Origin of the sequence: Advenella sp. FME57 (assembly GCF_014897675.1) — a bacterium.
Taxonomy (GTDB): Bacteria; Pseudomonadota; Gammaproteobacteria; order Burkholderiales; family Burkholderiaceae_B; genus Advenella.
Genome location: NZ_JABUXU010000011.1, coordinates 137,628 through 158,180 on the forward strand (window position 1 = coordinate 137,628; position 20,553 = coordinate 158,180).

16 protein-coding genes are annotated in these 20,553 nt (G+C 57.0%); 10 read left to right on the forward strand and 6 right to left on the reverse strand.

Features of this window, described 5'->3' with window-relative positions; genetic code table 11:
• The first annotated feature begins 386 nt into the window (after positions 1-386).
• From ilvD to INT32_RS14210, 4 genes are all read left to right on the forward strand, one after another.
• Complete coding sequence (gene ilvD, locus INT32_RS14195) at positions 387-2,072, forward strand: dihydroxy-acid dehydratase (RefSeq protein WP_193089387.1); 1,686 nt, start codon at positions 387-389, stop codon at positions 2,070-2,072.
• Between the two features lie 267 nt (positions 2,073-2,339).
• Entirely contained in the window at positions 2,340-3,230 is an 891-nt protein-coding gene (locus INT32_RS14200; RefSeq protein WP_193089388.1) for an AraC family transcriptional regulator, read from the forward strand.
• A 505-nt stretch (positions 3,231-3,735) separates the two neighbouring features.
• On the forward strand, positions 3,736-4,209 hold the full coding sequence (locus INT32_RS14205) for a (2Fe-2S)-binding protein (protein WP_193089389.1): 474 nt from the start codon (positions 3,736-3,738) through the stop codon (positions 4,207-4,209).
• A gap of 12 nt (positions 4,210-4,221) precedes the next feature.
• Positions 4,222-6,468: a xanthine dehydrogenase family protein molybdopterin-binding subunit gene (locus INT32_RS14210; protein ID WP_193089390.1), complete on the forward strand. Its 2,247-nt coding sequence runs from the start codon at positions 4,222-4,224 to the stop codon at positions 6,466-6,468.
• Between the two features lie 255 nt (positions 6,469-6,723).
• On the opposite strand, the gene INT32_RS14215 is transcribed toward INT32_RS14210, so the two are convergent.
• Together INT32_RS14215 and INT32_RS14220 are read right to left on the reverse strand one after the other, a co-directional pair.
• The gene (locus INT32_RS14215) at positions 6,724-8,040 is read right to left on the reverse strand and encodes an MFS transporter (protein WP_193089391.1); all 1,317 of its coding nucleotides are present in this window, start codon (positions 8,038-8,040) and stop codon (positions 6,724-6,726) included.
• Positions 8,041-8,132: 92 nt separating this feature from the next.
• Positions 8,133-9,296: an FAD-dependent monooxygenase gene (locus INT32_RS14220; protein ID WP_193089392.1), complete on the reverse strand. Its 1,164-nt coding sequence runs from the start codon at positions 9,294-9,296 to the stop codon at positions 8,133-8,135.
• A gap of 214 nt (positions 9,297-9,510) precedes the next feature.
• Here INT32_RS14220 and INT32_RS14225 point away from each other — a divergent pair, with 214 nt between their 5' ends.
• Both INT32_RS14225 and INT32_RS14230 read left to right on the forward strand, forming a co-directional pair.
• The gene (locus INT32_RS14225; protein ID WP_193089393.1) at positions 9,511-9,666 is read left to right on the forward strand and encodes a hypothetical protein; all 156 of its coding nucleotides are present in this window, start codon (positions 9,511-9,513) and stop codon (positions 9,664-9,666) included.
• A gap of 220 nt (positions 9,667-9,886) precedes the next feature.
• Positions 9,887-10,369: a MarR family winged helix-turn-helix transcriptional regulator gene (locus INT32_RS14230; protein WP_193089394.1), complete on the forward strand. Its 483-nt coding sequence runs from the start codon at positions 9,887-9,889 to the stop codon at positions 10,367-10,369.
• Between the two features lie 37 nt (positions 10,370-10,406).
• Here the strand turns inward: INT32_RS14230 and INT32_RS14235 are convergent, their stop codons facing one another.
• Together INT32_RS14235 and INT32_RS14240 are read right to left on the reverse strand one after the other, a co-directional pair.
• Positions 10,407-13,277, reverse strand: a complete 2,871-nt coding sequence (locus INT32_RS14235; protein WP_193089395.1) for a cytochrome c — start codon at positions 13,275-13,277, stop codon at positions 10,407-10,409.
• Positions 13,274-13,753 carry a (2Fe-2S)-binding protein gene (locus tag INT32_RS14240; RefSeq protein ID WP_193089396.1) on the reverse strand — a complete coding sequence of 160 codons (480 nt, stop codon included), beginning with the start codon at positions 13,751-13,753 and terminating at the stop codon, positions 13,274-13,276. Before INT32_RS14240 ends, INT32_RS14235 begins: the two co-directional genes overlap by 4 nt.
• Positions 13,754-14,030: 277 nt before the next feature.
• Here INT32_RS14240 and INT32_RS14245 point away from each other — a divergent pair, with 277 nt between their 5' ends.
• From INT32_RS14245 to INT32_RS14260, 4 genes are read left to right on the forward strand one after another with little or no spacing between them, the layout of a single operon-like run.
• Positions 14,031-16,313 (forward strand): xanthine dehydrogenase family protein molybdopterin-binding subunit, encoded by a 2,283-nt coding sequence (locus tag INT32_RS14245; protein WP_193089397.1) that lies wholly within the window; start codon positions 14,031-14,033, stop codon positions 16,311-16,313.
• 21 nt (positions 16,314-16,334) lie between these two features.
• A complete protein-coding gene (locus INT32_RS14250) occupies positions 16,335-17,159 on the forward strand; it encodes an alpha/beta fold hydrolase (protein WP_193089398.1) in 825 nt (274 codons plus the stop codon).
• A 60-nt stretch (positions 17,160-17,219) separates the two neighbouring features.
• The gene (locus tag INT32_RS14255; RefSeq protein ID WP_193089441.1) at positions 17,220-18,266 is read left to right on the forward strand and encodes a 2,5-dihydroxypyridine 5,6-dioxygenase; all 1,047 of its coding nucleotides are present in this window, start codon (positions 17,220-17,222) and stop codon (positions 18,264-18,266) included.
• Entirely contained in the window at positions 18,259-18,882 is a 624-nt protein-coding gene (locus INT32_RS14260) for an N-carbamoylsarcosine amidohydrolase (RefSeq protein ID WP_193089399.1), read from the forward strand. Before INT32_RS14255 ends, INT32_RS14260 begins: the two co-directional genes overlap by 8 nt.
• A gap of 197 nt (positions 18,883-19,079) precedes the next feature.
• On the opposite strand, the gene maiA is transcribed toward INT32_RS14260, so the two are convergent.
• Complete coding sequence (gene maiA / locus INT32_RS14265) at positions 19,080-19,718, reverse strand: maleylacetoacetate isomerase (RefSeq protein ID WP_193089442.1); 639 nt, start codon at positions 19,716-19,718, stop codon at positions 19,080-19,082.
• 41 nt (positions 19,719-19,759) lie between these two features.
• On the reverse strand, positions 19,760-20,467 hold the full coding sequence (locus INT32_RS14270; protein ID WP_193089400.1) for a fumarylacetoacetate hydrolase family protein: 708 nt from the start codon (positions 20,465-20,467) through the stop codon (positions 19,760-19,762).
• Positions 20,468-20,553: the final 86 nt, after the last annotated feature.

A 20,553-nucleotide genomic window follows, 5' to 3' on the forward strand; every position in this document is an offset into this window, starting at 1 on the left:
CCAATACGCATCGTCCAAAATAAAATAATCATCAGCCAACACCGAACAATCGGCTCCGGCAAAAGGGCGTTGTGCTCAGCGTTCCTTACTTTTAGCTATTTGCGGGCCATGGCGCTTGATGCCATTGCCTGCCGGCCTGTCGCAGACCGCATCACTGTTTGGCGCTGTTTCTGGTTTGTCATTACCCCTTTTGACTATTCGCATGGTTTTTGCAGCGTCTCTTTGACGAGAATTCAAAAAATGTCAATCGCAATCTCTTACCGACGCTCGGCGGACCGATGCGCTGGGGCCACGCGAAGCCGGTAAGGATGTAAACTTGACCCCACGCTACTGATTTGTGCCGGTTATGCCGGTCTCTGTCCAACTCGTCCGATTCAAGGAAAGCTATGAACTCGTCCAAACGTCTGCGCTCTGCAAACATCACACAAGGCCCGGCGCGTGCGCCGAACCGCTCCATGTATTACGCGCTGGGATACAAGGAAGAAGACTTCGTCAAGCCCATGGTCGGCGTGGCCAATGGCTATAGCACCATCACGCCCTGTAACAGCGGCTTGCAAAAACTGGCCGATGCGGCGATCGCAGCCATTGAGTCCTCGGGAGGCAATGCCCAGGTATTTGGCACGCCCACCATTTCCGATGGGATGGCCATGGGGACTGAAGGCATGAAGTATTCGCTGGTTTCGCGTGAAGTGATTTCAGACTGCGTTGAAACCTGCGTGCAGGGTCAGTGGATGGACGGCGTCGTGGTGATCGGCGGCTGCGACAAGAACATGCCCGGTGGCATGATGGGCATGCTGCGCGCCAATGTGCCCTCCATCTACGTATACGGCGGCACGATCTTGCCAGGGCGCCTTAACAATAAAGATTTGAATATTGTCAGCGTTTTTGAGGCGGTGGGAGAGAACGCGGCGGGCCGCATGAGCGACGAGGAGCTGCGGCAGATTGAGTTGCATGCCATTCCTGGCCCCGGGTCTTGCGGCGGCATGTATACCGCCAACACCATGAGCTCTGCATTCGAAGCCATGGGCATGAGTCTGCCGTATTCATCGACCATGGCCAATGTGCACGATGAAAAAACCGAATCGGCCAGTGAATCGGCCCGGGTGCTGATCAAGGCGATCGAACAGGATCTGAAACCGCGTGATATCGTGACCCGCCAATCCATCGAAAATGCGGTCAGCGTCATCATGGCGACCGGCGGGTCTACCAATGCTGTGTTGCATATGCTGGCCATTGCTCATGCGGCCGATGTCGAGTGGACCATCGACGATTTCGAGCGCGTGCGCCAGCGCGTGCCGGTTATTTGCGATCTGAAACCCAGCGGCCACTTCCTGGCCGTAGATTTTCACAAGGCGGGCGGGGTGCCGCAGGTCATGAAGCTCCTGCTGAACGCCGGGCTGATTAACGGCGACTGCATCACGATTACAGGACAGACGATTGCACAGATGCTTGAAAACGTGCCGGACACGCCCGCAGCAGACCAGCAAGTGATCAAGACCATCGATCAGGCTTTGTACAAACAGGGGCACCTGGCCATCCTGAAAGGCAACCTGTCGCCAGATGGCGCGGTAGCCAAAATAACCGGCCTCAAAAACCCCGTCATTACCGGCCCGGCGCGCGTGTTCGATGACGAGCAATCTGCACTGCAAGCCATTCTGGATGGCAAGATCAAGGCAGGCGACGTGATGGTGCTGCGTTACCTTGGCCCCAAGGGCGGCCCGGGCATGCCCGAAATGCTGGCTCCCACGGGCGCATTGATTGGTGCGGGCCTGGGCGATTCGGTCGGCCTGATCACCGATGGGCGATTCTCGGGCGGGACCTGGGGGATGGTGGTGGGCCACGTGACGCCCGAAGCTGCCGTGGGCGGGACCATTGCCCTGGTTCAGGAAGGCGATGCCATCACGATCGACGCGCACCAATTGTTATTGCAGTTGAATGTACCTGAGGCAGATATTGATGCACGTCGGGCAAAGTGGACGGCGCCCAAACCCCGTTACTTGCGAGGCGTTCAGGCCAAGTTTGCGTTCAATGCGTCGCCCGCAAGCACCGGCGCGGTGCTGGACAAGTTCTGAGCATGTTCTGAGTGCGCAAGCCAGGGCGCGTTGCCCTGGCTGATATGGCGTAGTGATTTGTGGCGTTATTTGACGGGTGCGGCGAACGCGGCTTGGTAGCGCCACGGCATTGCAGTAAAGGCACCTGTAGCCACGGCCCGGTTGTACACCAGGAACATGCGACATTGTGCCTGCGCAATAGACGAGTGTATATTGACCATTCGTGTAAACACATTTTCGTCGTGTACACTTCATTTACAAGATATCAACAATTTCAGAGGTCACACCATGAGTGCCCTGGCACATGCGATCAATGCCTTTGCCCCCGCGGATGGGGATCACGTCACGCCTATCCCATCGCTCACGTTCCATCGCCGCCAGTCGCCTACTGATCCGCTGCATTGCATCTATGGTTTTGGCCTGGGTGTGGTCGCGCAAGGCGCCAAACAAGTCACGCTTGTCGACCGGGTGGTTGAATATGGGCCCAGCCAGTGCCTGTTGACCACCATCGATCTGCCGGTGTTCTCACGCGTGACCCAGGCCAGTATGCGAGAGCCATATCTTGGTTTGATGCTGGCGCTGGATACCCATTCGATCGTGCAGATTGCCGCTGAAATGCAATTGCTTCAGCCGGCCAAGGATACTGCCTGTCAGCCCGTGACGGTACAAAAGCTCGATAATGCGTTGGCCGATGCACTGATTCGCATGGTCAATCTGCTCAACGAGCCTGCGCTGGCGCCGCGCCTGGCGCCTTTGATTCAACAGGAAATTACGATCCGTCTGCTGACCGGCCCGCATGGCCCGCAGTTGCTGCATCTGGTGGCGGCCGGTTCGCCCAGCCAGAAAATTGCCAAGGCCGTGGCCTGGCTCAAACAGAATTACACGCAACCGATGCATGCCGATGAGCTGGCGGCCCGTGCGGGAATGAGTTCGTCTACATTCCGACACCATTTTCGCGCCATTACCGGCATGAGCCCGTTGCAATTTCAAAAGCAATTGCGGCTGCAGCAAGCCCGGCAATTGATGCTCAACCAGAATCTGGATGCCGGCCACGTGGGCGGACTGGTCGGGTATGAAAGCGCCTCGCAATTTAATCGCGAATACAGTCGCCTTTTTGGCGCGCCGCCCCAGCGCGACGTCAGGCGTATGCGAGTAAGCACAAGCCAGTCCTCACAGTAAGGCACCAGGCGTGCGCGCCAGGCGCGACCGCAGCTGCATGCCAATTGTCGTTGCACAGGGACCTCCGGACTGTATGCCATGTGTAATTGGCAGACGCCCTGCGTTCGAATTCGGGCAATAAAGGTAATATCCACGACCTCCCAACATGCGTTCGCTGGGCACTATTGCAAGGCGCCGGAAACTCAACTGTGCCTGGCCGGCTCAGCGAATTAGGCAAAAATTACGGAGAATTGGGCAATTTGTCCGGTAATTCCGAACCTATAATGGCTTGACATCATAGGCAGCTTGCCTGCTCTGACACCGGGTCCGGATGACAGCCAACGCCTGTTGCGTCGCTTGTTCTCCCGATCCTCGGGCAGGGGCAGGCCGGGCACCGACGGTCTGTTCGGCACGCGAAGACTGGCGATGTGCTCAATCCTGTTGTATTCCCTTCTCAATCCTTCCTCCTTCGATGCAAGTCGTTGCGAATTCCTGATGCAGTTTAATTACGGAGAGCTATCTCATCATGAGTATCCTCAATATCAATGGCAGTGACCATACAGTTGACGTCGATCCTGGTACGCCGGTTCTTTGGGCGTTGCGCGATGCGCTGGATATGACCGGAACGAAATTCGGCTGCGGCGCTGCGCTGTGCGGCGCCTGTACTGTGCATCTGGACGGTCAGGCCATCCGTTCCTGTGTCACGCCAATCTCGGCAGTCCAGGGAAAAAAAATCACAACCATCGAAGCGGTGACAGACGGCAGCGACCCGGTAGGCGCCGCTGTACACGCGGCGTGGGTCAAACATGATGTGGCGCAATGCGGCTACTGCCAGAGTGGCCAGATCATGAGCGCGACCGCCTTTCTCAAAAGCAGGCCAAAGGGCAATCAGCCTACTGTCGATGAGATAGATGCAGCCATGGCCGGCAATATCTGCCGCTGCGGCACCTATACCCGCATTCGCGCTGCCATTGCCGATGCTGCCCAAACCCTTGCCTGAACGGAGTCCTGCATGTCGAACAATACTTTTTATAGTGAATTGCCCCGCGCACTGCAACATATTCTAGAGCAAGGGCAGGCAGCCAGCCGTCCTCCTCTCGCCCGTCGCAGTTTTCTGAAGATGGTGGGTGCAGGCGGCCTGGCAATAGGCGCATTCCCCCATGTACTCATGGCGCAAGACGCAAAAGGGGCTGAGGCTGCAGCGCCAGCGCTCAAGCCGGGCCAGCAGCCATCTGCATTCGTGCACATCGCCCCCAGTGGCGAGGTGACGGTAACGATCAACCGCCTGGAATTTGGCCAGGGTGTGCAAACGGGCCTGCCGATGATTCTGGCAGAAGAGCTGGATGCTGACTGGAGCCTTGTGCGCAGCCGCAACGGCAGCAACGATATTGCATACCAGGATCCACTGTTTGGCATGCACCTGACCGGTGGATCAACGTCAATCAAGCACAGCTATACCCAATACCGCGAACTTGGCGCCCGTGCGCGGGCCATGCTGATGTCCGCCGCGGCTCAGCGTTGGAAAGTGGACGTAGCCAGTGTGCGCACACAAGCAGGCACGGTGCTCGGCCCGGAGGGCCGCCAGGCCAGTTATGGCGAGTTGGCTGAAGCCGCCATGGCGCTTCCCGTGCCCGAGAAGGTCGAACTCAAGGACCCGAAAGCGTTTCGCATCATTGGCCAGGCTACGACGCGCATCGATGCAAAAGCCAAGAGCAGTGGGCAGCAGGATTTCGGTATCGATATGAATCTGCCGGGTCAATTGACCGCGGTGGTGGCGCATCCGCCGGTATTCGGCGCCAAGCTGGCTTCCATGGATGATGCTGCCGCGCGCGCCGTCAAAGGAGTCAAAGCGGTGCTGCGGGTCCCCGTCGATGGCGGTGGACAAGGCGTCACGGTTGTTGCGGATGGCTACTGGCAAGCCAAGCAGGGGCGCGACGCGCTCAAGCTGCAGTGGGATACGGCCAGCGTGGAGAAGGTAGACAGCGAAAAACAACTGGCTCAGTATAGGGAAATGGCTGACAAACCCGGTCCTCGTCTGTACGAAGCGGATATGTCGCCGCTGACCTCGGCGCCCCACAAGCTGGATGCCGAATTCTTCTTCCCGTATCTGGCCCACGCACCCATGGAGCCGTTGAACTGTACCGTTCAGGTGACAGACAGCGGCGCACAGTTGTGGGTTGGCACGCAAATGCCTGGCTTCGATGCCGCGGCCGCAGCCCGTGTGCTGGGCTTCAAGCCCGAGCAGATTCAGGTGAACGTACAAACCGCCGGTGGCGGATTCGGTCGACGCGGCGTGGGTACCAGCGATTTTGTGGTGCTGGCTTGCGAGGTGGCCAAGGCAGCAAAAACGGCCGGCATCGATGCACCGATCCGCACGCTCTGGAGCCGTGAGGACGATATGAAGGGCGGCTACTACCGGCCCGTGCATCTGCACCGCGCACGTATTGGCTTTGACGACAACGGCAAGGTGTTGGCCTGGGACCATGTGCTGGTGGGTCAATCCATCGTCGCCGGTACGCCGCTTGAATCGATGATCAAAAACGGCATTGACGCCACTGCAACCGAAGGGATGCGCGACCCGTACCCGCTGCCGATGCAATTGACAGTGCATCACCCCAAAGTGAATGTCCCCGTATTATGGTGGCGCAGTGTCGGGTCCACACATACGGCCTTTGTCATGGAAACGCTGATAGACGAGATTGCGCGAGCGACCAAACAGGACCCGGTTGCTTACCGGATGGGGCTTTTTGGCGACAAAAGCCCGCGCCACAAGGCTGCCCTGCAATTGGCGGTAGAGCGCAGCGGCTATGGCAAGACCACCTTGCCCGACGGGCATGCTTGGGGCGTAGCGGTGCATGAATCCTTCAGCTCAGTGGTGGCGTACGTAGTCGAGGCCTCGGTGCAAGATGGAAAACCCGTGCTGCACCGCGCGACTGTTGGCGTGCACTGTAATCTTGCTGTCAACCCGCTCAGCGTGGAAGCGCAGGTACAGGGCGCTGCCATCATGGGCCTGTCGATGTGTCTGCCGGGCGCTGCCATTACCCTCAAGGACGGCGAGGTGCAGCAGAGCAATTTTGGCGACTTTAACGTACCGCGTATTACCGATGCGCCAGAGATCGCCGTGCATATTGTACCCAGTGCCGAACCGCCTACCGGTATGGGAGAGCCGGGACTGCCGCCTTTGGCGCCTGCCTTTGCGAACGCCATTGCCAGCATTACCGGAAAGCCATTGCGTAATCTTCCGTTCAAGCTGGGATGAATACGTCAGGGCCTGAGGTCCTGATCCTGCTGATGCAGAGGCAGCACCGCTGATGACCAATACCGTGCAACTGTTCAGACCAGCGCACGTTATTTCAGCGGTGCTGCCTTTTCTTTATGGCGGCCCGGTACGGGACGCCATGATGGTGGGCAGCTACGCCTGCATGCAGCCGCCGTCGCCCTTATGCAAAAAGCCTCTGCGATCATGTCCGGATCGCAGAGGCTTTTATGACGGCACCACAATTTTATAGCAGGGTTAGCGATTGACCAATTTGGCCGGAAAGGCCGCCATCACAAGCACGGCGTTGAGCAACAGGCACACGGCAAAGAACCACAAGGCGGCATGTGCAGTGCCGGTCAAATCGGTCGCCCAGCCAATCAGCGAGTTGCTGACCAGACCGGCAATATTGGCAATCGAGCAGGCCAGGGCAAAACCGGTGGCCGCAGCGGTGCCCTTAAGAAACGTTGCAGGCAGGCTGAAGAAGACCGGTACTGCACCGAGCAATGCGCAGGAGGCAACGGTAAAGGTCACAACAGTCAGGATCAGGTTGCTTGAAACGAATGTGCTGCACGTCAGGGCGATCGCGCCTACGGTGAGCGGGATCGATAAATGCCAGCGGCGCTCACGACGGCGGTCCGAGCTGGCGCCGATAGCCAGCATGCCAATCACACCCGCAATACTGGGAATGGCCGTGAGCAAACCAATGTCAAAGGTATCTGCGACCCCGGCATTACGGATGAACGTCGGCATCCAGAAGCCGATGGCATAGGCGCCCAGTAGAATCGAAAAATCAATACTGCCCAGCATCCACACTTTGATATTGAAAAAACCGTCTTTGAATGAATGCTTGCTATGTTTTCCTTCGGCGTTGTCGTGATCCAGATCGCGCTGCAACAGCGCCCGCTCTTCATTATTCAGCCATTTGGCTTTGTGATGATTATCCGGTAAAGCCCAGAACGTCAGGATGCCCAGCAGCACACTTGGAATGGATTCGAGCAAAAATAGCCACTGCCAGCCGCGCAGGCCATGCAACTGATCAAAGTGGTTCATGATCCAGCCTGAAATAGGGCCGCCAATCACGCTCGATAGCGGCAGGCCAATCATGAACAGGGCAATGATTTTTCCGCGGCGATAGGTGGGATACCAGGTTGTCAGGTAATACAGAACGCCAGGCAAAAAGCCCGCCTCGGCGGCGCCAAGGAAAAAGCGCAGGGTATAAAACTGCGTGGGCGTTGTCACGAACATGGTCAGACCAGACAGAATGCCCCAGGTAATCATGATCCGGGCGATCCACATTCGCGCGCCCACTTTTTCCAGGATCAGATTGCTGGGCACTTCGAAAATAATGTAGCCGACAAAAAACAGGCCCGCGCCCAGACCGTAGGCGGTAACGCTAAATTGCAGATCTTCCACCATTTGCAATTTGGCGAAACCGACGTTGATCCTGTCCAGGTATGCGGCAAGGTAACAGAAACACAGAAAGGGAATAAGGCGCCAGGTAATTTTTGTATAGAGATCCTGGTTTGTTTCGCCGGTTTGGAGCAGTGGTGGGTTTGAAGTGGTCGAGTTCACGTCAAATGTCTCCTGGAGGTAGGGGCCCCGCGCGCGGGACAATAGAGCCGGATGACAGGCGTTGATTGGATCATCCGGTTCCGGGTAGGGTGTTATGGGTTGGTGCTGACACTGGCGCTTTGTGTCGTCAGATCCTGCTCATAGAGGTCATAGCCGTAAACCCAGCCTGGGTCTTCCTGCTTGAGCAGGAAGGTGTTAGCGTTGGAGACCGACTGAACCTTGGAAGCGCGCTCTTTGCGATTGGCTTCATACAGTTCGAAGGCTGCCCGATAGTCGCCAAGCCCGGTTTGCTCAAGGCAGCGGGTCAGCATGGCAGCGTCTTCAATTGCCATGCAGGCGCCCTGAGCCATATGTGGTTTCATGGGATGGCAGGCGTCGCCCAGCATCACCAGGCGGCCCTGGCTCCAGATGGGCAGGGGATTGCGATTAAGCAGGGGCCATTTGGTAATGTTTTCTGTAGAGCGAATCAGGTTTTGTACGGTCGAGTTATAGCCATCGAATGCAGCGAGCATTTCTTCCTGTGAGCTGTCCACAAATGAGCCCTGGAAGTCCCACGCTTCGTGCGGGACGCCGGTCACGAAGTAGTATTCGTCACGCTTGCCGGTCGTGTAATAAACCATCATGTGCCGATCTTCGGTCCACCACTTGACGCAGTCTTCGAATTCATCGGCAAACTTGACAAGATTCTCGCCGCGAATCAGTGCACGATGCGCTACCCAGCCGCTATACGTAGGCGCTTCAACGCCCAGCAGGGTTTCGCGAATTTTTGAATAAATGCCGTCGGCGCCAATCACAATATCGGCAGTGACGCGGGTGCCGTCAGCAAAACCCAGCTGAACTTTATCGCCATCGTCCTCAAGCGTTTCCAGTTTCTTGCCAAAGTGAACAGTGCCTGGTTTGATGCTGGACATCTGCAGGGCATGCATGTCGCCGCGATGGATGGTGATATAGGATGCACCGTATTCTTTTTTTGCCCATGCACCCAGGGGGATGCGGGACAAATATTCGCCAGAATTGCCATCCCGGCTGAACCAGAAGTCCGGATGCGAACCCATTTGTTCCAGCTCTTTTTCCAGCCCCATGCGGCGGAAAACTTTCATGGCATTGGGGCCGACATGGATGCCGGCGCCCAGTCGTGAAAACTCTGGCGCCTGCTCATATACTTCGACTTCAAAGCCCGCTTTCTGCAGCAGGGTCGCGGCTGCAGCGCCGCCCAGGCCGGCGCCGACGATCGCAATTTTGACTGTATCTTTCATAACTTATCTCCTGACTATCCAATTCACGTTCATTTCGATAAAATAAGAGTGTACACACTTATTTTGTGAATTAAAATAAAAACGAATTGGGGTTTACGAGCAGGCGAGTGATTTTGATGTAAGAAAAATAAACAGATGATGTCGATTGTGATTCTCGCGGGGAAAGTGCTTCATGCAGTGTTGCCCCAATTTGGTTCACAACTGAAATTTTCTGATGATTATCAATGAGATTAGCATGCTTGTTGGCGCTGTCATTGGTGGCTTTGCAGCTTGCCATTCGGCGATCGATGCACCTGCACCAGAAGAGGGTGAATGGGTAACGGTGCACCAAATAATGTCATTATTAAAGTTGTTTATGCCTGATCAATGATGATTGTTATATACTATTAAATAGTGTATAGGCTATAAATGCGCGTTGGCTACATGCCACAGACGAGGACATTTTCAGCGTCATTGCTTCATACGCCAGAACAAGTGCTACAAGGTTTGCGCATTGCCAGCAGGTATACTTATAGTCAAAAATATCGGGTAAAAGTTATAGATGCGTCCTCATTACAGCTTAATCATGTCAACAAACGAGCAGCCTAACTATGTCCAGAAAAAACGAGCAACCTGAAACAGAAGCAGGGCCTTGCCGCGCGCCGTATGATGTCACCCAGCAGGTTGGACACTTATTGCGCAAGGCGGTGCAGCGTCATACGGCCATTTTTCAGCAGAACGTGGGCGATGAGCAGTTGACGGCCATCCAGTTTGTTACCTTGTGCGCTTTGCGTGATCGCGGGCGCAGTTCTCAGGCTGAGTTGGTGGAGGCGACGGCGATCGACCAGGCAACCATTCGCGGCATTATCAATCGTTTAAAGGCGCGCGGACTGATCGCGCTCTCGCCAGGAAAGCTGGATAAGCGCAAGGTGATTGCCAGCCTGACAGCCGAAGGGCAGGCGCTGCTGTCCCGCACTATTCCACGTGCGCAGGAAATTAGCCGCCTCACCATGGGGCAGCTTAACCCTGCCGAACAGGTCGCTATTTTGTATCTATTGCAAAAAATGAACGCCAGCGATCTTCAGGGCGAATAATAGATTTGCTGGGCAGTTGCAAGGACTTTCCCGGTGGTTATGGATGACCCTGCTGCTGCCTGATCTGGGCAATTTTTTTACGCAGATTGTTCCACGCCGGCTTGTCCGGTGCAAAGCGCGTGCGCATGTACTGCAATAGCGATTCCATTTGCGCGTCATTCATGCTGTTTTTGAAGCCAGGCATCGTGCTCAGGTTTGCCTGGGCCGGGCGGGTAATGCCGTGCATCAAGACCTGGATCACATTATCGGGATGGTCGCTGTGCAGATTGCTATTGAGTGCCAGCGAGGGGCGTGCGCCGAACAGGACCGGTCCGCTGCCCGAATCGTGGCAAACGGCACAGGCGCCGTTAAACAGGGTCTCGCCAGGCAGCAGTCGTGCCTTCTGGTTCGCCTGACTGTCTGCCTCCAGTCTGGCCGCCAATACGGCCTGGTTGTCTTTTGATTCGGCTGCGGCAGGGTTCAGGCTGGCCAGGTAATGAGCCATGGCCTGGACATCGGCCTCGGGCAATTGCGCCAGCCCTGCAACAACGGGTCCCATCGGGCCGGCGGCAACGCCATGCAAAGGGGAGTAACCCGTGCGCAAATACTGGAACAGCTCCTGCTCGGTCCACGGAATCGGCGAGGAAGAGAGCGTGTTGAGCGCCGGAGCTTCCCAGTTGTCGGCAAAGCCGCCAGCCAGAAAGTTGTTTTTTCCGGATTTTTCGGCGCCCAGCGCATTGCGAGGTGAATGGCAGGCAGCGCAGTGTCCGCTACTGTTTACCAGGTAGGCGCCGCGGTTCCAAAGCGGGCTTTTCTCCGGATCGGGTGCATAGGCTTGCCGGTCCCGGTGAAATAGCGTGTTCCATCCTGCGACCAGGGGACGCAGGTTCATGGGGAAGGGCAATTGCGTTTCCTTATTTGGCGCCGATACGGCTGGCTGGACCATCAAATAGGCATAAAGCGATTGCAAATCCTCGTCGGACATTTTTGCATAGGCAGTATAGGGGAAGGCGGGGTACAGATGCTTGCCGTCACGATGGATGCCTTCACGCATGGCACGCTCGAACGCTTTATATGACCAGGCGCCAATGCCGGTTTCCCGGTCCGGCGTAATGTTGGTCGTGTAGATTGTGCCAAATGGCGTATCCAGCCCCAGGCCGCCGGCATTGGTCTGGCCGTCCGGCGCCGTGTGGCAGACCATGCAGTCCCCGGTAAGCGCGACAAGTCGGCCGCGCTCAATTGCCTGCGCGGAAAAAATTGATGTATCTACCCGGGCAACGGGTGGAATGCTGGTGCGCCAGGGGGCGGCAACCACCAAGGCGCCGGTCGCGGCAGCCATCAGTCCACCCAGCCAGCTGTTGCGCCAGCGTCTGCTGCGTTTTGCTGTCAGGGGCGGATCCGGCGACAGGGTGGGCAATGCAAATGGCGTTTCACGGATACGCAGTCCGGTCGCGCTGTATATCGCATTGGCAATGGCAGCCGCTGCAGGCAGCTCAACACCCGGCCCCCAGGCCAGGGGCTGATCCAGCGAGCGCGCGCTATTGATGACCTGCACCTCGGGCAGCGCCAACGGGCGCGGTTTGTCTTGTTCAGAAGGACTATTGACGCCCTGTTGGGCCTGTCCCAAAAGGGATTGGGTCCATTTGCCCAGGCGATCTTTCAGGGCGCGCTGGGTTTCCGGTGGGGTGGGCGGTGCGTTCTCGGTATGGCTTGCGTCATGTCCCACGGTCAGCTTGCTGACCGACAGGCCGCCGCTGCGCGCATCCACGGCCAGTTCGACCGACCAGACCGACCATACTTCCTGCGGGGGATTTCTGTCGTTATCAATAATATGACTGTAGGCGATGCCACGCCCAAGCCCGGCAGCCTTGGCCGCCGGGCCGGATGCAACTTGATCCCAGCCGCTTTGTTGCGCAACAGTTCTTAAGAGTTGTTGTCCGCGATCGCTGTTGATTTGTGCCAGGCGGCTCTGTACCGGATCCAGTTGATGGTTTTCGCAATATTCATCGAAGTGCGATTCCTGTGCAAACACCGTGGCGGCTGTATAGCTGTAGGAATCCGTGGCCACCAGGCTGCTGCCGCTTTTTTGAACGGGGGCGCTGGCATATTCCGTCTGCAGTGCCATCCCTGTTGTCGAGGTCGAGTCCAGTCCACACAAGCGGCCGGCAATGGACGGACGACGCGGGTCAAGCGCGTTGATGCTCCACTGCCCCCGGTCTGGCAGGTCCTGGCTCGCAGCCGTTTGGTTCTGCTCAACCTTGACCGCTAATGCGGCTGGTGCGTAGGCGGCTTGTACCCGTACCGGTTGGTGTAAATCCCAGGCCAAAAGCGCGGCTTCGACGGCGGTCTCCAGCCCGTCCTGTGTATGCTGGCCATGTTGCACAATCCGGACGGCCTCTGGCGCCAGCCCCAGCAGCGCGCACAGTTCCTGCCTGAGGGCCGCCTGGCGTTTGGTATTGACCCACACCGTGAGGTGATTGTCCCGGTGCCAAGCAATAGCCCAATCCGGTGCGTCGGCGGCCAGGTGGTTATTCCATTCATACCGGGTTGCCGAATGGACCGTGCCTGGCGTTGCTGCCTGGTTTGTTAAGTGTTGCACATCGGCGCTGGCAGCAACGGGCGTCAGCCAGCTGGCGTTAAGCAAGGCACAAGCCTGCTGCGCCTGCGTGCGCTGCACGGCGACAATCCCGACAAAGCTGCCGCGGGTGATGCAACTGACCACGCCTGGCACTTTAACCGCCCGATCGCTGTCGAGCGACTGCAACTGCGCAATCCGGTTTGTTTGTATGCCCAGTTCCCACTGTGGCGGACGCAATACAACGCCATGCAGCAGTTGGCTGTCGGTTGGTACGGACAGGTCCATGCCGGCGCTGTCCTCTGACGTGTGGCTTATGCCGGTAGCGGTGGGCGCGGTCAGATCCGTGGTCATGGTCGTCCCCTGGCCGCTGAGATTGCGGCCGCCATGATTTCCACATGGGTCCCGCAACGGCACAGGTTGTGACGCAGTTCGTTACGAATTTGTGCTTCCGAGGGATTGGGATTGCGGTTCAATAGTGCCTGTACTGTCATGATCATGCCGTTGAGGCAGTAGCCGCATTGCGCAGCCTGGTTATCAATAAATGCCTGCTGGACCTTATTGGGCTGGCCGTTTTGGCTAAGTCCTTCGAGGGTGGTGACCTTGCGGTTTTCTATCACGCTGACCGGTATCACGCAGGCGCGCGCCGCTACCCCATCTACCAATACCGTACAGGCGCCGCATTCGCCGAGTCCACAACCGAACTTCGGACCATTGAGAGCCAGGTCATTGCGCAATATGTAAAGTAGCGGCGTGTCGGGCTCAACGGTGATGTTGTGGCGTTCGTTATTGACCGATAGGGTGAAGGGGCGCGGGGCAATAGGATTCATGTTCAGGGCGTAAAATTGTGTCAACTAATAATAAGTTTACACACTTTAGTTTTTTGAGCAAACAAAGAATTTCATGAAAATGAACAAGAGTGTATCAACTCGTCATTCTGCGGGTTTTTACTAGTTTTTTCTGATCATAACCAGAGTTTACACTGCAAACTGCAGATTTATTTTCATTTTTTCGAAGATGTGCTTTTGATGTTTTATCATTTTAATATAGCGTGTACACTGTAGTTAATCTTCCTGTCCAACACACGCCTGAACCGGATACCCGTTAATGACGTATATGGCACCTCGTACCGAGCAACAATCGCTATTGGAGTCTACCGGCACTCTGCTGGTGCTGCGTGCGCCGGTTGTGCCGCCTGCGCCTGCACCGGGGCAGCCCGGCGTTGTGTCTGTGTATCTGCAGGATTATGACGACGTGTTCGTGGCGATATCCGAGCAGGGATGGGTCCGGGCTTTTTGCGGCCACGTTGATCTGGGTACCGGCATTCAGACCGCGCTGGCGCAAATTGTGGCCGACGAGCTGGATGTGCCGATGTCTGCCGTGCAGATGGTGCTGGGCCACACCGACGCTTCGCCCAATCAGGGCCCCACCATTGCCAGTGCATCAATCCAAATCACAGCCCAGCCTTTGCGCCAGGCCGCCGCTCAGGCCCGCCATATTCTAGTGGATTTGGCTGCCGGCATGTGGAATGTCGATGCGGCGCACTTGTTTGTTCAGGACGGCCGGATATCTTCCGCGCATGGGCACGCTGTTGATTACTGGACATTGCTGGCGGGAAAGCAATATCGCGAATATCTGCAGGACGAGGTGAAGACCAAGGCGGCCAAAGACCTGAAAATCGTGGGCCACTCCCAGCCTCGTGTGGATATCCCCGCCAAGGCGCTTGGCCAGTTTGTCTATGTCCATGATATGCGGGTTCCTGGCATGTGGCATGGCCGGGTCGTACGGCCTCTCTATGTCGGACGAGATACGGGCGCCTTCATCGGCCACAGCCTGGCTTCAGTCGATACCGCCAGCGTAAATCATATCTGTCGTGACATCAAAGTGATCGTGCAGGGCGATTTTGTCGGAGTGGTGGCCCGCCGCGAAGAGCATGCGATCCGCGCAGCACGTGAGCTTAAGGTAGCCTGGAAGCCTGTTGCACCACTGGAAGATCTTCAGGATCTGGAAGCGGCCATTCGACGCCAGCCCATGAACGAACGTATCCTGCAGGATAACCGTAGCGACCATCCCGACCTGCCGCCGGCCAGGGTCGATATCAAACGAACCTATGTGTGGCCTTACCAGATGCATGCCTCCATCGGGCCGTCATGCGCCGTTGCAGATTACCAGCCTGGACATGTCAGAGTCTGGTCCGGTTCGCAAAACCCGCATATGTTGAGAGTGCATCTTAGCCAGCTCAGTGGCCTGGATGAAGCGCACATAGAGATTATCCGTCTGCAGGCGGCCGGCTGCTACGGCCGCAATTGTGCCGATGATGTATGTGCCGACGCGCTCCTTCTTTCACAGCACGCCGGTGTGCCGGTTCGTGTGCAATTGAGCCGCGAGCAGGAACATGGCTGGGAACCCAAGGGTGCTGCGCAGTTGATGGACGTGCAGGGCTCGATTGATGCGCAAGGCAATTTGCGGCATTACCAGTTCAGTACCCATTACCCGTCAAACGATGGGCCGCTATTGGCATTACTGCTTACAGGCAAAGAGCCGGCGTTGCCGCGCAGCCTGCAAATGGGCGATCGCACCGCGGTGCCACCTTATGGCTACCCAAGCCAGAAAATTGTCTGCAACGATATGGCGACCATTGTGCGTGCCTCCTGGCTTCGCGGGGTCTCGGCGCTGCCCAATTCATTTGCCCATGATTGCTTTATTGATGAGCTGGCGTTTGAGGCGCAGGCCGACCCGCTGGCATTTCGGGTACAAAACCTGGCGGCCGATAAGCGCGCCCAGCAATTGCTGCTGGCCGTGGGCGATCGGGCGCACTGGCAACCCGGCAGGCCCGGTAGCCGGGGAACGCCCGATGCCAACGGGTGGCTGCACGGGCGAGGCGTCTCTTACGCCCGCTATATACATTCCAAATTCCCCGGCTTTGGCGCGGCCTGGTCGGCATGGATTGCAGATATCAGCGTCAATGCCCGTACCGGAGAAATTCGACTGAACCACATCGTGGTTGGCCAGGACACCGGACAAATGGTCAATCCTGCAGGTGTGCGCCACCAACTGCACGGCAATGTGATCCAGGCATTAAGCCGGGCCCTGTACGAGCAGGTCAGTTTCGATGCCAACGGCACGGTACAGGCCGAGTGGGGCGCATACAAGATTATTGACTTTACTGCCATTCCACCTATTGATGTCGTATTGATGGACAGGCAGGATGAGCAGCCCATGGGTGCAGGCGAATCGGCTTCGGTGCCCTGTGCATCGGCCGTGGCCAATGCCTTGTTTGATGCCTGTGGCTTGCGCTTTTACCAGGCGCCGTTTACGCCACAGACTGTGCGCGAGGCGCTGCAACTGGCCAGCATCGATGGCGCAATGCCTGCGCAGGCCGGCACGTAACTTTTATTTAAGGGAGATTGAATGAGTCACTATCTATATGGCGCCAATATATCGGCCAATGGCATCCGGCAGCATTATCTGCGCTATGGCGGTAACGAAGGTGAAAGGGCGGATCGTCCTGCTGTCATCATCATTCCGGGCATTACCAGTCCGGCGGTGACCTGGGGCTTTGTCGGCGAGCGTTTCGCACGCCAGTTCGATACATACATCCTGGACGTCCGGGGTCGGGGCCTGAGTGAGGCGTCCGATACGCTGGATTATGGTTTGGACGCCCAGGCTGCCGATGTGGTTGCGTTTGCCAAGGCCCTGGGCCTGAGCCGTTATATCCTGGTCGGTCATTCCATGGGCGGGCGTATCGGCGCACGTGCGGCGAGCACCGCGCCTGCAGGCCTTGAAGCGCTGGTCATGGTAGACCCGCCGGTCTCGGGCCCGGGCCGCCGCGCCTATCCTGCCAAATTGCCCTGGTATGTTGATTCCATGGCCTTGGCACGCAAGGGGTGCGATGCCGAAGCGATGCGTGCCTTTTGTCCGACCTGGACACAAGAGCAACTGCAGCTTCGTGCGCAGTGGCTGCATACATGCGATGAGCGCGCCATCATCCAGAGCTTCAATGACTTTCAGAACGACGATGTCCATGCCAACTTCCCGCAAATCAAGGTGCCCGTCATGTTGATGACGGCCGAGCGCGGCGATGTGGTCCTTGATCAGGACGTTCAGGAAATCACGACCCTGATTCCCGGTCTGACCGTGACAAAAGTGAACGATGCGGGACACATGATCCCCTGGGACAACGAAGCCGGATTCTATGCCGCTTTTGGCGACTTTCTTGGCGCCCGGCTCGATTAAGGCTGTCGCGCCGGCGCTGCGGGTTGCTGCCCGCAGCAGAGCACTTTCATGAGGACTATTATGGCAGTAAGCGATTATCAACTTATCGAGGCATGGCAGAAGGTATTGACCCTGTCCAATCTTGAAGCCGGGCAGACTGTTACGATCCTGACCAGTATGTCAACGCATCCGCAAACGCTGTTATGCGCAACCATTGCCGCGCAATCCAAAGGCGCCATTGTCAATCGGCTGGATCTGCCGCCGGTCAATGCTGAAAAGGCATTAAGCCGGGATGCGCTGGCGTATCTGGGCACGACGCCCTTGACTGGGAACAAGGCGGCCATTGCCGCGCTCAAGGCCAGCGATCTTGTGCTGGATCTGATGACATTGCTGTTTTCACCGGAACAACATGAAATTCTCGAAAGCGGCACCAAAATCCTGCTGGCCGTGGAACCGCCGGAAATTCTGGTGCGTACAGTGCCTCTCGAAGCAGACCGCAAGCGCGTCAAAGCGGCCTCTGCGCTAATTGCCAAATCAAAACAAATGCAAATCACTTCCGAGGCCGGCACTGATTTGCGCTGCCCCCTGGGTGAGTTTCCGGCCATCAGCGAGTACGGTTATGTTGACGAGCCCGGGCGCTGGGACCACTGGCCCAGCGGCTTTACCCTCACATGGCCGAACGAAGGCGGCGCGACAGGACGTATTGTGATTGATAAAGGCGATATTTTATTGCCGCAGAAAAAATACGTTGCCGAACCCATTACCCTGACAGTCGAGAATGGTTATGCCACCCGTATAGATGGCGGCATTGATGCCCAGTTGCTGGACGAGTACATGAAGTCATTCAACGACCCGGAAGGCTATGCCATTTCCCATATCGGCTGGGGGCTGCAACCGCGTGCCTATTGGTCCACGCTGGGCCTGTACGATAGGGAAAACACCATCGGCATGGATGCACGCGCGTTCGAGGGCAATTTCCTGTTTTCTCTGGGACCCAATAATGAAGCGGGCGGCAGCCGAACCACGGCATGCCATATTGATATTCCCTTGCGTCACTGCACGGTCAAACTGGACGGTGTGGATGTCGTACGTAACGGCAAGGTTCTGGACGGGGGTGCAAATGAGTAAGGCAGACGCAGTTTATGAGCAGCAGGGCTTTGGCGCCGAGCTGGAACCGGTGGCGCCCTATGGCCTGTTGATTATCGACCTGGTCAATGGTTTTGCCGACCCCGAGGTCTTTGGCGGGGGCAATATTGCCCAGGCGATAGACAATACGGAAAAACTGCTGCAAACGGCACGCGAACAGGGCTGGCCCGTGGCGCACACACGCATTGTGTATGCGGACGATGGCGCCGACAACAATATTTTCAGTATCAAGGTTCCCGGCATGCTGGGCTTGCTGGAAAACGAACCCAATAGCCAGATTGTGCCGCAACTGACGCCGGTCCAGGGTGAGTTGATCGTTCGCAAGAATGTGCCATCGGCCTTTTTCGGTACCTCGCTGGCAGCCTGGCTGACACAGCGCGGCGTCAAAACCCTGCTGGTCGCCGGCGCCGTCACCAGCGGTTGCGTACGGGCCTCGGTGGTCGATGCCATGCAACTGGGCTTTCGCCCGTTGGTCGTTACCGATTGTGTCGGCGACAGGGCTCTGGCGCCGCACGAGGCAAACCTGTTCGATATGAAGCAGAAGTACGCGACAGTAGTAGATCGCGAGCAGGCGATGCGCCTGCTTGGCCTGGGCTAGGGCACATGCGCGTGCGGCATTAAGGACAGATCCGTCTTGCCGTGTCAGCAATTTCTGAGGGCTGGGACGAGCGCGGGGCGAATCACTGGCGGCCTACGACAGTCGGATTGGTGAGATTGGCTCGCAAGCAGCAATGTAGATAAAGTTGAAGCCGGATAGTTCGCACAAGGCATCGTGCAGACTATCCGGTGAACTCTTCAGGCATCCGGCTGCGCCATGGGTTCCGCCTTTGCAAAAGCGGGCAGGGCACTGCAGGCTTTTTCAACAGCACAGATCAATGGCCATTGAGTCATATCAACGTTAAAACGGCGGGCGCTTTCTATCTGAGGGATCAAATAGACATCGGCAATGGACGGTGCATCGCCGAAGCAAAATCCCTGGCGATTCCGGTCCTTTGCCAATAACGTCTCTATGGCATCAAAGCCGGCGGTTATCCAATGGCCGCACCAGGCGTTGATGGCCGTGTCGTCGCCGCTGAAATTTTTGCGCAGATACTGCAGAATACGACGGTTGTTGATAGGATGTACATCGCAACCGACAATGGACGCCAGCGCACGGACATGGGCGCGCGCCTCAGGGTCTTTTGGCAACAGCGCCGGCTGGGGGTAACACTCCTCCAGCCATTCGATAATGGCGGTAGACTGAATCAGCGTTCTGCCGTCATCCATGGTGAGGGCGGGGACCAGTCCCTGCGGATTGATGGCCTTGTACGGGTTTTCGGCTTGTTCGTCCACCCGCAGGTCCACCGGTATATAGTCCGGTGCAAGTCCCTTGAGGTTGAGCGCGATGCGCAGGCGGTGAGATGTCCCACTGCGGAAAAAGCTGTAAAGCTGCATGTTCATTCATTCCTTCTTTTCTGTGCTGATCCTGCAACGCGTTACGCGGGCTGGCCTACGGTCAATTCAATTTCACCCACGCCGTCAACGCTGCCGGATATCTTGTCGCCGGGTACGACGGCACCCACGCCTTCCGGGGTGCCTGTGTAAATCAGGTCGCCAGGTTGCAAGTGGTAGAACAGGGACAGGTCTGCAATGATTTCACGGATATTCCAGATAAGCTTGTCGATATTGGAACGTTGCTTGACTGTACCGTTTACTGATAGCTCAATGGCGCCTTGCTCAATGATCTTGCCTGGCATTGGCAGGATTGGTGATGCAACGGCTGAATTTTCCACGTCCTTACCCAGATCCCAGGGGCGTCCCTTGTCGCGCGCGAGCAATTGCAGATCCCGGCGAGTCATGTCCAGGCCGCAAGCATAGCCATAGATAACCTCATGTGCCTGGTCAGCAGAAATACGGAACCCCGCTTTGCCAATGGCGACCACCAGTTCCATTTCAAAATGGTAGTTGCTGGTTTCCGATGGATATGGGAGGGTAGCGCCTGACAGTGTCAAGGTTTGCGCACTCTTGGTAAAGTAAAAAGGGCGTTCTGTGCGCTTGTCTACGGGTTTGCCCATCTCAGTGGCATGTGCGTGATAGTTGCGACCCACAAAGAACAGACGGTTGATGGGGACGTGCTGTTCAGTGCCAAGTACGGGCAGGGTCTGTACGGGAGGAGGTGTCCAAAGATAGTTGATTGTAGTCATGGTGTTTCCGATCTGAAATAAGGATGCAATCCAGAAGTCTGGAATGGTGAAAGCGAGAGTGAAGAGGGCAGGAGGGCGCCGGGCCC

Coding starts and splice junctions, on each gene's coding strand:
- ilvD (WP_193089387.1), top strand. CDS start 387: ATGAACTCGTCCAAACGTCTGCGCTCTGCAAACATCACACAAGGCCCG.
- INT32_RS14200 (WP_193089388.1), top strand. CDS start 2,340: ATGAGTGCCCTGGCACATGCGATCAATGCCTTTGCCCCCGCGGATGGG.
- INT32_RS14205 (WP_193089389.1), top strand. CDS start 3,736: ATGAGTATCCTCAATATCAATGGCAGTGACCATACAGTTGACGTCGAT.
- INT32_RS14210 (WP_193089390.1), top strand. CDS start 4,222: ATGTCGAACAATACTTTTTATAGTGAATTGCCCCGCGCACTGCAACAT.
- INT32_RS14220 (WP_193089392.1), bottom strand. CDS start 9,296: ATGAAAGATACAGTCAAAATTGCGATCGTCGGCGCCGGCCTGGGCGGC.
- INT32_RS14225 (WP_193089393.1), top strand. CDS start 9,511: ATGATTATCAATGAGATTAGCATGCTTGTTGGCGCTGTCATTGGTGGC.
- INT32_RS14230 (WP_193089394.1), top strand. CDS start 9,887: ATGTCCAGAAAAAACGAGCAACCTGAAACAGAAGCAGGGCCTTGCCGC.
- INT32_RS14235 (WP_193089395.1), bottom strand. CDS start 13,277: ATGACCACGGATCTGACCGCGCCCACCGCTACCGGCATAAGCCACACG.
- INT32_RS14240 (WP_193089396.1), bottom strand. CDS start 13,753: ATGAATCCTATTGCCCCGCGCCCCTTCACCCTATCGGTCAATAACGAA.
- INT32_RS14245 (WP_193089397.1), top strand. CDS start 14,031: ATGACGTATATGGCACCTCGTACCGAGCAACAATCGCTATTGGAGTCT.
- INT32_RS14250 (WP_193089398.1), top strand. CDS start 16,335: ATGAGTCACTATCTATATGGCGCCAATATATCGGCCAATGGCATCCGG.
- INT32_RS14255 (WP_193089441.1), top strand. CDS start 17,220: ATGGCAGTAAGCGATTATCAACTTATCGAGGCATGGCAGAAGGTATTG.
- INT32_RS14260 (WP_193089399.1), top strand. CDS start 18,259: ATGAGTAAGGCAGACGCAGTTTATGAGCAGCAGGGCTTTGGCGCCGAG.
- maiA (WP_193089442.1), bottom strand. CDS start 19,718: ATGCAGCTTTACAGCTTTTTCCGCAGTGGGACATCTCACCGCCTGCGC.
- INT32_RS14270 (WP_193089400.1), bottom strand. CDS start 20,467: ATGACTACAATCAACTATCTTTGGACACCTCCTCCCGTACAGACCCTG.